This window comes from Corallococcus carmarthensis, from assembly GCF_003611695.1.
GTDB lineage: Bacteria > Myxococcota > Myxococcia > Myxococcales > Myxococcaceae > Corallococcus > Corallococcus carmarthensis.
This window is the reverse complement of sequence record NZ_RAWE01000265.1, coordinates 1-12,326: the sequence shown is the minus strand read 5'-3', so window position 1 is coordinate 12,326 and position 12,326 is coordinate 1. Positions and strand designations below refer to the sequence as shown.

Genomic DNA, 12,326 nt, shown 5'->3' with positions numbered 1-12,326 from the left:
CCCCCACCTCCGCCTGAAGCGCGCAAGGACACCGACACCATGCCCAACATCGGCCAGGAACTGCTGAACGTCCCCATGGGGGACATGATTCGCGAGATGGCGACCGCCATCGCCGAGGCGCAGCTCGAGCTCGACAAGAGCGGGATGCTCGTCGCGGAGATGATGAGCGGCGAGGCGCTGCTGCGGGATGCCGACGGGAACATCCAGCTCGACGGTTCGGGCAAGCCCGTCCGGGTGGACACCAAGGTGTCCTTCGGGGGCGTTCCCTCGTCCATGATGGAGCTGGGCTTCGCGCCCAACTTCTACCAGTTCGTGGACACCATCATCGAGGTGAAGATCGCCATCAAGATGACGGAGAGCGTGGAGAGCAAGGTGGCGACGCAGACCACCCGCCAGACGTCCGGCGGGCTGCGCCTCTTCAAGCGCGGCGGCGCGCCCCAGGCCGTGGTGACCACGGTGGATGCCAGCTACACGCGCAAGTACGACTACAGCGTGGAGGGCTCCAGCCTGCTGCGCACCAAGCTGGTGCCCGTGCCCCCGCCGGCCCTCTTCGAGGAGCGGGTGCGCGCGCTCATCGCGGCCAGGGCCGGCACCGTCACCCCCACGAAGTAGCCAGGGAGAGCGCGCACCATGCCCACCAACTCCATTGGTCAGGATCTGCTCAACGTCCCCTTCGGGGAGATGGTCCGCAACCTGGGCAACGCCATCGCGGATGCCCAGTACGCCCTGGACAGCTCGTCGCTGAAGATCGCCCAGCTCATGGCGGGCTACCGCATCGACGACAGCGGCAACGCCGTGCGGGACGGGGCCGGCTTCGTGAAGCTGGGGACCACCGAGTACCCGCTGCTCCTGCTCGGCTTCACGCCCACGTTCTACCAGTTCGTGGAGACCATCATCGAAGTGAAGATGGAGATCTCCATGCACGAGTCGACCGACGACGAAACCCAGACCCGGGACCGCAAGGTGGACCGCGACAAGGGCATCCTCACCACGCTGGTGAAGGGCCACAAGAGCCACGTCACCACCGTCACGGCCAAGCACTCGCAGAAGTACAGCTATTCCGCCGAGGGCTCGAGCCTCATCCGCACCAAGCTGGTGCCCATCCCCCCGCCGGCCGCGCTGCAGCAGATCTGCGCGGAGATCGCCAAGGGCCTCAAGGGCACCGCGGAAGGCGAGGCCGTCAGCGGGAAGATCGACACCGCCGTGGGCAACGTCACCTGACGGAAGGTCGCCGCGCATGTCACACGTTCGTTGGGAAGACCTGCTCGAGGAGGAGGAAGCCGCCGCGCCCGCCCCTGCATCCGGGGCGGGGGCGTCCGCCGCGGCGCCCGTGCCCTCCCTGGAGGAGGTGGCGGCCAGCGACCCGGAGCTGGCGGCGCTGCTGAAGGAGCGCCAGCAGCTCGAAGGGACGATGAAGGCGCTGAGCGGCGTGCAGGAGGCGCCCGTCGACGAGCGGCTGGCGAAGCAGTTCCCTGTCGTCCAGCACACGCCGGAGTCGCGCATCGCGGAGCGCAAGCAGCATGAGCGGGACACCGCGAGGCGGCTGCTGGAGCAGAAGCTGTACGCCCGGCGCCGGACGGAGGCGGAGGAGGCCGAGCGGGTGGAGCAGCTGCGCCGCGAGCGCCTGGAGACGGGGAAGGCGGCCCGGCGCAAGGATCAGAAGCAGCAGACGCTGCGCCAGCAGTGGGCGCGCAAGGCGCGCGAGCGCGCGAAGCTCGCGACCCGCCTGGCGGAGCGCGTCCTGGAGTCTCCGGGCAAAGGCCGCATGACGCTGGGCGAGCTGGGGTCCGCGACAAGGGATGCGGCCCGGCGGCTGGCGGACGCGGCGGACGCGGCGGACGCGGCGCGCTCGGCGGCTCGCAACCCGATGCCGCTGGTGAAGGGCCAGGCGCTGCCCTCACTGGGGGCCCCGGGCCGGGCCCTGGGGGGACGCGGTGGGCTCCAGATAGGCAAGGTGGAGAAGGGGGTGGCCGCGGCGCGCGAGCTGTGGGGCATGGCCCCCCGCTCGATGGACGCCGAGGCCCTGATGATGCGGGGACTGGCGATGGCTGGCATGGACATGGAGTCCATGGAGCAGCGGATGGACATGGAGATGGAGCGCGCCGGCATGGGCATGGACGACATGGACGCGCGCGACACGGCACGTGACGCGCAGCGGGCTCGCGGGCGCCAGGGAGCGCGGGATGAGTGACACGACACAACAGGCGCAGGAGCTGTTTGGAACCCTGGACGAGTACCTGCTCGAGCTGGCCAACGGCCTGGCGAAGGCCCAGGAGGAGCTGGGGGGCATCTCCGCGGCCGGCGCGCCCGGCCGCCAGTTCACCTACTACGTGCCGAAGCTGGAGTTCGAGCTGCGGATGGACCTGCGGGTGGAGACGTCCAGCACCACCTCCGGAGCGCCGGTCAACGCGAAGATCCTGAAGATGCGGCCCGTGCGGCTGGCGGACGTGGCCTCGTCGCAGACGCAGACGGAGATCGTCAGCGTGATTCGCGGCAGCTTCGTCGCGGTGCCGGCCAACGACGGCCTTCCTCCGGTGGTGCTCGACGCCAGTTGCGTCACCGGCGCCGGGGGCGTGCCGGGCGTGGTGGTGCGCGTGCGCAACGCGGCGGGCGAGGCCCTGCCCGGCGTGGAGGTGGAGTTCAACCTGGACCGGAGGACGACGCAGTCGCTGTCCGGCGTGGCGCCGCTGGCGGGCACGGACGTGGTGCTCGCGGTGGTGAGGACGGACGCGGCGGGAGAGGCGCGGACGACGCTGCGCCTGGCGGCCGGCGAGCGGGCCCGCTTCCTGGCGCTCACGGTGGACGCCGCGTCGCGGACGCTGGCGCTGTCCTGCGAGGTGAGCCCGTGAAGGTCCGGGCCGTGTTCCACAAGTCCACGGGAGTCCCCGCCGCCGGAATGAAGGTGGCGTGGTGGGTCCCGGCGAAGGCGGGCACCTTCGAGCCGCGCGACACCGGGGTGACGAACGCGGAGGGGGTGCTGGAGATGGAGGTCACCAGCGCCACCTTCGGCTCCCACCTGCGACTGGACTCCTCCGGGGTGGCCACCTTCCCGGTGAAGATGAGCAGCACCCTCATCGACTACGGGACGATGGTGCTCCTGGAGCCCGAGCGCGAGGGCATCCGCGCCGTGTCCGCCGCGGCGGTGCGGTCCGCCGCGGCGGAGCCCACCCAGGAGGCGGCCACGCCCCTGGTGCTCTCCGACCGGCTGAAGACGGCGGGGCAGCAGATCGAGTCGGTGCGCGCGTCGCTGACGACGGTGCGGCTGAGCACCGTCCGCGTGCGGTGGACCGAGACGACGCCCGAGGGGGTGACGGAGGCGGAGGCCCAGTTCGTCGAGCAGTCTCCCGCCCCGCCCACGACGGGCGACACACCTGCCCGCGAGGTGCCGGACTTCCGGGGGCTGACGGCCTCGGCGGCCCGCAGGCGCGCGGCGGAGACAGGGCTCCGGGTGGGGCTGGCTCCCGTCTTCGTCAAGGAGGCCGGCCAGCACGGCCGCGTGCTGCGGCAGGTACCGGAGTCCGGCGCGATTCAGGCCTCGGCCTCCGTGCAGTTGTTCATCGGTCAGGCAATGGAGGGCTGAACCATGGCGGATTCAAATGACGTCCCCCAGCTGGAGGCACTGAGCGCGCCGCTGGGTGCGTTGATCTCCGCGGTGGGCCGCGGCGTGGCGGAGGCCCAGCGGGAGCTGGATGCGGCGACGATCGAGCAGATCCGCGAGCTCTACGCCTCGGACGAGGACCTGGCGGTGGAGTTGCAACGCATCGGCTACCGGCCGACCTGGTACCACATCCCCGAGGCCGAGGCGGAGATCGCCGTGGCGTTGTCCATCACCTCGGAGGAGCGCTCGGAGGGGAGGTCGCGGCTGAAGATGTACGGCGCGCCCCTGGACGCCAGCTACACCAACCGCTTCGCCTACAGTCTGACGGCGCAGTCGCGGCTGAAGTTCCGCGTGGTGCCGGTGCCGCCCTCGCCCCAGGCGGAGGCGCTGGTGGTGGTGCCGGCGGTGGTGGGCAAGACGGTGGCCGAAGCGCGGGCGCTGCTGTCCGCCATCGGCGTGCCGCACCGGTTCCCCGATGGCGCGGCGGACGCCTCGCTGGTCACCTCGGCCTCGGTCGGGCCGGGGGCGCTGCTGCCGCGCGGCACCCAGCTGGTGCTCACCGTGCAAGCCACCGGGGGCGGGAAGCTCCCTCCCACCAGCACGCCCACCCGCTCGCCCGCCCTGGAGACCTCGACGATGGGGACGTTGAAGTGATCCGCTGGTCCAAGCCGCGGAGGAGCCCTCCGGCGCGATGAGCGACGCCATCGACCTGGATGCCCTGCTGGTGGACCTGCGTGAGTCGCTCGCGCGGGTCCACGCGCGGCTCGGCGCCGGCCCCTTCGTGCTGGGGCCGGTGGAGCTGGAGCTGCGCGGCCGGGTCACCGCGGACGGGACGGGAATGCACTTCATGCCCGGAGGCGCCGGCGAGGTGCGGGCCCTCTTCGTCCAGACGGGCCCCGAGGCGACGCCACCTCCCGCGCCGGAGCTGTTGGGACTGACGCGGAGTGCCGCCGTGCGCAGGGCGCGCTCGGCCGGCGCCTCGCTGGAGGTGACGGACGTGCCCTGCCTGTCCCCGGAGCAGGCCGGACGGGTGTGCTGGCAGCGCCCCGCGGCCGGCGGGCCCCTTCAGGAGGGCCGCATCGCCGTGGGACTCTACGTCTCCCGGTGAGCGCGGCCCTGGAACGCCAGGACCGTGGTCGCGTCCGAACACCTTGGGTCCTCCGCCGCGCGATTTTTCACGGTGGCCCACGCGCCACCCCCTAGAGTCGGGTTCGATGAGTGCCTCCGCCGACACCCGCGCCCCGCTCGCCGCCTTGCTGCCGAAGCCCGGCGAGCCCCCTCTCGATGCCGACGAGATCCTCAACCGCTTCGTGGGCTACGTGGCCACGAACGGCCTGAGCCTGTACTCCGCCCAGGAAGAAGCCATCCTGGAGCTGCTCAGCGACAAGCACCTGTTCCTCAAGACGCCCACGGGCTCCGGCAAGTCGCTGGTGGCCATGGCGCTCCACTTCAAGGCCATGGCCGAGGGCAAGGTGTCGTTCTACACGTGCCCCATCAAGGCGCTGGTGAACGAGAAGTTCTTCGCGCTCTCCAAGGCCTTTGGCCCGGAGAACGTGGGCATGCTCACGGGCGACGCGTCCATCAACCGCGAGGCGCCCATCCTCTGCTGCACGGCGGAGATTTTGTCGAACCTCGCGCTGCGCGACGCGTCCGCGCGCGTGGACGCGGTGGTGATGGACGAGTTCCACTACTACTCCGACAAGGAGCGCGGGGTGGCCTGGCAGATTCCGCTGCTGGCGCTGCCCAAGACGCAGTTCCTGCTGATGTCCGCCACGCTGGGCGACACGCACGTCATCGAGCAGAGCCTGGAGAAGCTCACCGGCCGCGAGGTGGCCACGGTGCGCAGCTCCGAGCGCCCCGTGCCGCTGGACTTCGACTACCGCGAGGTGCCGCTGCACGAGACCATCCAGGACCTCATCGCGCGCGGGAAGTACCCCGTGTACCTGGTGAACTTCACGCAGCGGGCCGCGGCCGAACAGGCGCAAAACCTGATGTCCGTGGACTTCAACACCAAGGAGGAGAAGGAGGAGATCCGCCAGGCGCTCCTGGACGCCCCCTTCGACACGCCCTACGGCAAGGACTTCCAGCGCTACCTGCGCCATGGCATCGGCATGCACCACGCGGGCCTGCTGCCCAAGTACCGCCTGCTGGTGGAGAAGCTGGCGCAGCAGGGCCTGCTCAAGGTCATCAGCGGCACGGACACGCTGGGCGTGGGCGTGAACATCCCCATCCGCACGGTGCTCTTCACGCAGCTGTTCAAGTTCAACGGCGAGAAGCTGTCGACGTTGAGCGTGCGCGACTTCAAGCAGATCTCCGGCCGCGCGGGCCGCAAGGGCTTCGACACCGAGGGCAGCGTGGTGGCGCAGGCCCCGGAGTACATGATTGAGAACATCCGCCAGGCCGCGAAGGAGGCCGCGGGCAAGAAGAAGACGCCCAAGGCGAAGCCGCCGCAGAAGGGCTTCGTGCAGTACGACAAGAGCACCTTCGAGCGGCTCCAGAACGGGATGCCGGAGCCGCTGGAGTCGCGCTTCGACGTAAGCCACGGCCTCCTGCTCAACCTGCTCCAAAGCGACAAGACGGAGGGCAGCGGTGGCTACAAGCGGCTGGTGCAGCTGGTGATGCGCTCGCACAGCTCCGACTACACGAAGAAGAAGCTCCTGAAGGACGCGGCGATGTACTTCCGCACGCTGCGCGACGCGGGCATCGTGAAGGTGGTTCAGTGGGAGAAGCACTCCGCCACGGTGGAGGTGTCCGAGGACCTGCAGCGCGACTTCAGCCTCAACCACACGCTGTCTCTGTACCTGCACGAGACGCTGGAGCTGTTGGACCCCACGCTGGAGACGTACGCGCTGGACGTCGTCACGCTGGTGGAGTCCATCCTGGAGAACCCGGACGTGGTGCTGTACGCGCAGCTGCACCAGCTGAAGGGGGAGAAGATCCAGGAGATGAAGGCGCGGGGCGTGGAGTACGACGACCGCATGGAGGAGCTGGAGAAGCTGGAGTGGCCCAAGCCGAACCGCGAGTTCGTCTACGGCACCTTCAACGCCTTCGCGAAGAAGCACCCGTGGGTGGGCGAGGAGAACATCCGGCCCAAGTCCATTGTCCGGGACATGTTCGAGCGCTTCATGTCCTTCCACGACTACGTGCGGGAGTACGGCCTGCAGCGCAGCGAGGGCGTGCTCCTGCGCTACGTGGGAGACGTCTACAAGTCGCTGGTGCAGACGGTGCCGGAGAAGTTCCGCAACGAGGACCTGGACGACATCCTGGACCACCTCCGCGCGACGCTGCGGCAGGTGGACTCCAGCCTCCTGGACGAGTGGGAGCGGATGCGCAACCCGGAGGCCCCGGTCGAAGTGAAGCCGGTGGTGGACCTGAAGCCCAAGGAGCTCACGGAGGACCCCAAGGCCTTCGCCGCGCGCGTGCGCGAGGAGCTGCACCGGCTGCTGCGCGCGCTGGGCCAGCGCAGGTATCTGGACGCGCTGGGCATGCTGGACAACGCGCTGGGTGAATGGACCGCGCCCAAGCTGGAGCTGGCGATGGCGCCGTACTTCGAGGAGCACAAGCTGGTGGTGCTCACGCCCCAGGCGCGCAAGCCGGCGAACACGCAGCTCAAGGAGACGGGCACGCGCCAGTGGGAGGCCCAGCAGCGCATCATGGACCCGGAGGCCCACGGGGACTGGGTCATCGACTGTGAGATTGATCTGCGCGGCCGGCGCATGGACGACGGCCCCATCCTGATGCTGCGCCGCATTGGCGGCATGACCGCCTGGTCGTAGCCGTCAGGCGGGGGGCGGCTTGGGGGCTCCGGAGCCTCGGGCCGCCTCGCGCACGGTGCGGGCCGCGACCTCCACCTCCGCCAGGATGAGGCGCGCGTGGTGGAGCAGGGCCTCGCCGGTGGGGAGCAGGCGCATGCCCCGGGGGACGCGCTCGAAGAGGGGCGTACCCAGCTCATCCTCCAGGGCGAGGATGTGACGGCTGAGCGGCGGCTGGGTGAGGTGCAGCCGGCGCGCGGCCCGGCCCACGTGGCCCTCTTCCGCCACCGCGACGAAGGACTGGAGGTGCGTGATGCTCACGCGCCGAAAGCTAGCGCGGAACGGATGCGCCGTGCACACGGCCGCGTGATGCCAGAACAGCATTGGACGCTCCGGACGGGCGGATGCCACCTTGCCTGGCATGGGCATTCCTCTCTTCAAGGGCAGTGAAGTGGAACGGCTGCGGCTGGCGGGCCGCGCGGCGGCGGGCACGCTGGAACATGTGGCCACCCGGCTCCAGCCGGGCGTGACGACGGCGGACATCGACGCGTGGGTTCGCGAGGACACGGCGCGGCGCGGGGGCACGCCGAGCCAGCTGGGCTACAAGGGCTTTCCCTCCACGGTGTGCACCAGCCGCAACCAGGTGGTGTGCCATGGCGTCCCGCGCACGGATGAGGTGCTGAAGTCCGGGGACATCATCAACGTGGACGTGACGACGCACCTGGATGGCTTCCATGGCGACACGTCCGCCACGTTCATGATTGGAGCCGTCTCCGCCGACGCGAAGCACGTCGTGGACGTGGCGCGGCGGTGCCGGGACGTGGGCGTGTCGGTGGTGCGGCACGGCGCGCGGCTGGGGGACATTGGCGCGGCGGTGATGGCGCTGGCGAAGGCGGAAGGGTGCAGCGTGGTGGAGGAGTTCGGCGGCCATGGCATCGGCCGGCAGATGCACGGGGAGCCGCACGTGCCGCACGTGGGCAAGGCGGGCACGGGCATCACGCTGCGCTCGGGGATGGTCATCACCATCGAGCCCATGGTGAACCTGGGGCGCCCGGACATCCGGATGATGCCGGACGGGTGGACCATCGTGACCGCGGACGGCAGCCTGTCCGCCCAGTTCGAACACACCGTGCTCGTCACCCGCGAGGGCTGTGAAGTCCTCACGCCGAGCGAGCTGTCGCTGCACATCCCGGTGGGGTGACCCGTCCTCCGGGTGGGGTGCCGGTGCTGGCCGGTGTTGAGAAGGGGGCGCTTGCGGCCGCCTGCCCGTCCGCGTGACGAGTGGTTCCCGTTGGAAGCGTCAGGGCCTTTGATAGGTTGGCGCCCCATGAAGAAGATCCTCGTCGCGCTCCTCGTGCTCATCGTCCTGGCGGTCGCGGGGGTGGGCGGGGCGTTCATGCACTTCCAGAACGCCACCACCGCGCCGCACGCCGCCGCCGACCCGGCGCCGAAGGAGTTCGTCGTGAAGAAGGGCGCGTCCGCGCGCTCGCTGGGGCAGCAGCTCCAGGCCCAGGGTTTCCTGGACAACGCCACCGTGTGGCGCTTCCACCTGTGGCGCCGGGGCAGCCTCAACGTGAAGGCGGGCCGCTTCATGCTGAGCCCCACCGCCTCCGTGGCGGAGCTGGCCACCGCGCTGGAAGGCCAGCCGCTGCCGGAGGACGTGCCCTTCGCGATGATCGAAGGCTGGCGCCTGCGCGACACCGACCAGGTGCTCGCCGCCCAGGGGTTGATCAAACCGGGCGAGTACATCGCCGCGGCCAGCCGCACGAGCAGCTTCGCCGCGCCGTTCCCGCTGCCGGTCCGCAGCCTGGAGGGCTACCTCTACCCGGAGACGTACGGGATCATCGCGGACAACTTCAAGGTGGAGGCGTTCATCCAGCGGCAGATCGACACCTTCCGCGCCCGCTTCTACGACGCGCACCAGGAGGAGATCGCCAAGAGCGGCCGGTCGCTGCACGACATCGTCGTGATGGCCTCCATGCTGGAGCGCGAGGAGCCGGTGCCGTCCCAGCGCGCGCTCGTCGCGGGCATCCTCTGGAAGCGCGTGGACAAGGGCTTCCCGCTGGGCGTGGACGCGACGAGCCGCTACGAGCTCGCGGAGTGGAACGACCGCAAGGCGTTCCTCAAGCGGCTGCGGGACAACTCGGATCCGTGGAACTCGCGCACCCGCGCGGGCCTGCCGCCGGGCCCCATTGGCGCGCCCACGGTGGATTCGCTGCTCGCCGCGCTGCGGCCGGTGAAGAGCGACTTCTGGTACTACCTGCACGACGCGCAGAAGGTCCTGCACCCGTCGCGCAACGCACAGGAGCACGAGGCGCTTCGGGCCAAGTACAATGTGTACTGAGGCGCTCCGATGACTTCCCCTGCCGAGGAGCCGGGCCGTGGTGCGATGATGCCTTCTGAAGGGGAGGCCGCCTTGCGCGAGGAGCTGGCCCAGCTGCGCCAGGAGGCAGGGCGGCTGCGTCAGCTGCTGGAGATCGCCGCGCAGGTCACCTGGACGGATTCTCCGCACAAGGGGCTGGTGCCGCTCTCCGCCTCGTGGATGGCCTTCACCGGGCAGACGCCGGAGCAGCTGCGCGACAAGGGTTGGCTCCAGGCCCTGCATCCGGACGACCGGGAACGGACGCGGGTCGCGAGTGAGCGGGCAAGGGCCGAGAACCAGCCCTTCCTGGCGCGCTACCGGCTGCGCCGCGCGGATGGCGCGTACGTGTGGATGCTCGCCCGGGGGGCGCCGATACGGGCGCCGGATGGCACCGTCCGCGAATGGGTGGGCACCTGCGTCGACATCCAGGCACAGGCCCTGGGCGAGGAGCGCGCCGCGTTCCTGGCGCGGGCCAGTGAGCTGTTCGCGTCGTCGCTGGATGCGTCCGCCACGCTGGCGTCGCTGGCGAACCTGTCGGTGTCGGCGCTCGCGGACTGGTGCATCGTGGACGTGCTGCACCCGGACGGCCACTTCGAGCGCGTCCAGGTGGTGGCGGCGGATCCCTCCCATTCCGCCCTCGCGGCCACCGTGCAGCGGCTGACCCCGGTGCCCCGGGAGCGGCCGGTCTATCCTCCCGCGGTGGCGCTGGCGACCGGCCGTTCCACCCTGGTGCCGGAGCTCACGGACGCGCTGATGGAGGCCGTGGCCCAGGACGCGGACCACCTGGCGACGATGCGCGCGGTGGGCATCCGGTCGCTGCTCACCGTGCCGCTGCTGGCCCGGGGCCACATCCTGGGCGCGCTGACCTTCCTGGTCACCACCTCCGGCCGCCGCTATGGCGACGAGGACCTCCATTTCGCCCAGGAGCTGGCGAACCTGGCCGGGCTCGCGGTGGACAACGCGCGGCTGCTCCAGGGCGCACGCGACGCCATCCGCCTGCGCGACGAGTTCCTGTCCGTCGCGAGCCATGAGCTGAAGACACCGCTGACGCCGCTGAGTCTGAAGCTCCAGGCGCTCTCGCGCGCGGTGAAGGCGCATCCGGACTCGCCGCTCGTCCCGGTCATCGAGGCCCACGTGGAGACGGGGCACCGCCAGGTCCGCCGGCTCACGGAGCTGATGAACGATCTGCTGGACGTGTCTCGCATCGGCGCCGGGACCTTCCGCCTCCAGCGCGAGGCCGTGGATGTCGCGGAGGTGGTGCGCGAGGTGGCCGCGCGCTTCGCGCCCAGGTTCGCGCTGGAGCACTGCGACTTCCGCGTGGAGGCCCCGGAGCCGGTGCGCGGCAGCTTCGACCGGGCACGGCTGGCTCAGGTGTTGGATCACCTGCTGGACAACGCCCTCAAGTACGGCGCCGGCACGCCCGTGTCCGTGGGGCTCGTGGTGGATGGGCCCATGGCCCGGATCACGGTGCGCGACGGGGGCATCGGCATCTCGCCAGAGCAGCAGCCCCGCCTCTTCGAGCGCTACGGCCGCGCGGTGTCCGAGCGCCACTACGGGGGCCTGGGGCTGGGGCTCTACCTCACCCGCACCATCGTGGAGGCCGAGGGCGGGAGCGTGTCCGTGGACAGCCGCCAGGGCGAGGGCGCGACGTTCGAGGTGGCGTTGCCGCTCACGCGGCCCTGATCAAGGCGTGCCCGCTCCGGGCGGCTGGGGCGACGTCTTGAACATGTCCGCGAGGATGCGCTCCGCCGCGTCCGCGAGCAGGTCCCGGGCCATGCGCGTCTCCTCGCCGAAGATGCCGCGCGACGTGCGCGCGTCCAGCACGTGCGTGGCGAGCAGCGAGAACGCCGCGGGTTCGTCGAACGTCGCCTCCGAGGAGAGGACGCGCTTGCCGGGCTGTTGATCCTCCTCCTGGAAGCGGCCTTCCCAGGTGTCGCCCAGGGTGATGGAGAAGTACTGCGCCGCCACATTGCCCGGCCGCGACATGTGCGAGGCGGCCACCACCACTCGAAGTTGTCCGCGTTCCTCGGCGGTCATCTGGCGTTTCCAGGCTTCGACCGAGGCGTGCATGGTGTCGATTTGATCCCGCGCCGAGTCCTCTGCGTTCTTCATGAGGTCGGGGACCTGGGCGTGGATGAAGGCGGAGAGCTCCGCCTGCGTCACGCGGTTCGCGGCCAGCACGGAGTCCACGAGCGCGAGGGACGCAGCGAGCATCCGGTGCTGCCGGGTCAGGGCTTCGGCCGGAAGGCCGCGGGTGTCCAGGCTCGTGGCCGAGGCGGTGATGAGGCGGCGCAGCGTGGTGAGGCGCGTGCGCGTCTCGTCATCGAGCGCGTCCTGCTGGCTGGCGAGCAGGACGTGGAGCGCGAGGGGGACGTGGGTGACGGCCTTGTATTCGTGGTAGCGCCGCGTCCGGGCGGGGGACTCGAAGCGTTGGCCGCCCTTGCGCAGGATGAGCACGTCGTCGATCTGCGCGATGACGGGGCCCATGCGGGACAGCACCGCTTCACGGCGCGCGGCGTACGCATCGCGGAACGCCTGGTTGAGCACGGAGAGCGGATCCGCGGGCTCCAGCGCCACGGTGCGCGCGACCTCGGAGGGAGGCTCGGGAGGAGGG

General features: G+C 70.6%; 13 protein-coding genes. 11 read left to right on the top strand and 2 right to left on the bottom strand.

Going from position 1 to position 12,326, the window contains the following annotated elements:
* The 8 genes from D7X32_RS39315 to D7X32_RS39280 form a co-directional block, all read left to right on the top strand.
* Window positions 1–612: hypothetical protein (locus tag D7X32_RS39315; RefSeq protein WP_158625840.1), on the top strand; the 612-nt coding region annotated here is incomplete at its 5' end.
* Between the two features lie 18 nt (window positions 613–630).
* Complete coding sequence (locus D7X32_RS39310) at window positions 631–1,221, top strand: hypothetical protein (protein ID WP_208752698.1); 591 nt, start codon at window positions 631–633, stop codon at window positions 1,219–1,221.
* 16 nt (window positions 1,222–1,237) lie between these two features.
* Entirely contained in the window at window positions 1,238–2,191 is a 954-nt protein-coding gene (locus D7X32_RS39305) for a hypothetical protein (RefSeq protein ID WP_120607652.1), read from the top strand.
* Window positions 2,184–2,849, top strand: a complete 666-nt coding sequence (locus D7X32_RS39300; RefSeq protein WP_147450444.1) for a hypothetical protein — start codon at window positions 2,184–2,186, stop codon at window positions 2,847–2,849. The genes D7X32_RS39305 and D7X32_RS39300 overlap by 8 nt, the downstream gene beginning before the upstream one ends.
* The gene (locus tag D7X32_RS39295) at window positions 2,846–3,580 is read left to right on the top strand and encodes a PASTA domain-containing protein (protein WP_120607650.1); all 735 of its coding nucleotides are present in this window, start codon (window positions 2,846–2,848) and stop codon (window positions 3,578–3,580) included. The genes D7X32_RS39300 and D7X32_RS39295 overlap by 4 nt, the downstream gene beginning before the upstream one ends.
* A gap of 3 nt (window positions 3,581–3,583) precedes the next feature.
* Entirely contained in the window at window positions 3,584–4,252 is a 669-nt protein-coding gene (locus D7X32_RS39290; RefSeq protein ID WP_120607649.1) for a PASTA domain-containing protein, read from the top strand.
* Window positions 4,253–4,289: 37 nt separating this feature from the next.
* Window positions 4,290–4,706: a PASTA domain-containing protein gene (locus D7X32_RS39285; RefSeq protein WP_120607648.1), complete on the top strand. Its 417-nt coding sequence runs from the start codon at window positions 4,290–4,292 to the stop codon at window positions 4,704–4,706.
* A gap of 106 nt (window positions 4,707–4,812) precedes the next feature.
* On the top strand, window positions 4,813–7,374 hold the full coding sequence (locus D7X32_RS39280) for a DEAD/DEAH box helicase (RefSeq protein ID WP_120607647.1): 2,562 nt from the start codon (window positions 4,813–4,815) through the stop codon (window positions 7,372–7,374).
* A gap of 3 nt (window positions 7,375–7,377) precedes the next feature.
* On the opposite strand, the gene D7X32_RS39275 is transcribed toward D7X32_RS39280, so the two are convergent.
* Window positions 7,378–7,671: a LysR family transcriptional regulator gene (locus D7X32_RS39275; protein ID WP_120607655.1), complete on the bottom strand. Its 294-nt coding sequence runs from the start codon at window positions 7,669–7,671 to the stop codon at window positions 7,378–7,380.
* A gap of 100 nt (window positions 7,672–7,771) precedes the next feature.
* Between D7X32_RS39275 and map the strand changes: the two genes are divergently transcribed.
* The 3 genes from map (at window position 7,772) to D7X32_RS39260 (ending at window position 11,395) form a co-directional block, all read left to right on the top strand.
* Window positions 7,772–8,551 (top strand): type I methionyl aminopeptidase, encoded by a 780-nt coding sequence (map, locus tag D7X32_RS39270; RefSeq protein WP_120607646.1) that lies wholly within the window; start codon window positions 7,772–7,774, stop codon window positions 8,549–8,551.
* Window positions 8,552–8,677: 126 nt separating this feature from the next.
* A complete protein-coding gene (gene mltG / locus D7X32_RS39265; RefSeq protein ID WP_120607645.1) occupies window positions 8,678–9,694 on the top strand; it encodes an endolytic transglycosylase MltG in 1,017 nt (338 codons plus the stop codon).
* 45 nt (window positions 9,695–9,739) lie between these two features.
* Window positions 9,740–11,395: a sensor histidine kinase gene (locus tag D7X32_RS39260; RefSeq protein ID WP_244239436.1), complete on the top strand. Its 1,656-nt coding sequence runs from the start codon at window positions 9,740–9,742 to the stop codon at window positions 11,393–11,395.
* Here the strand turns inward: D7X32_RS39260 and D7X32_RS39255 are convergent.
* On the bottom strand, window positions 11,396–12,326 hold a 931-nt coding region (locus D7X32_RS39255; RefSeq protein WP_244239435.1), incomplete at its 5' end, for a hypothetical protein.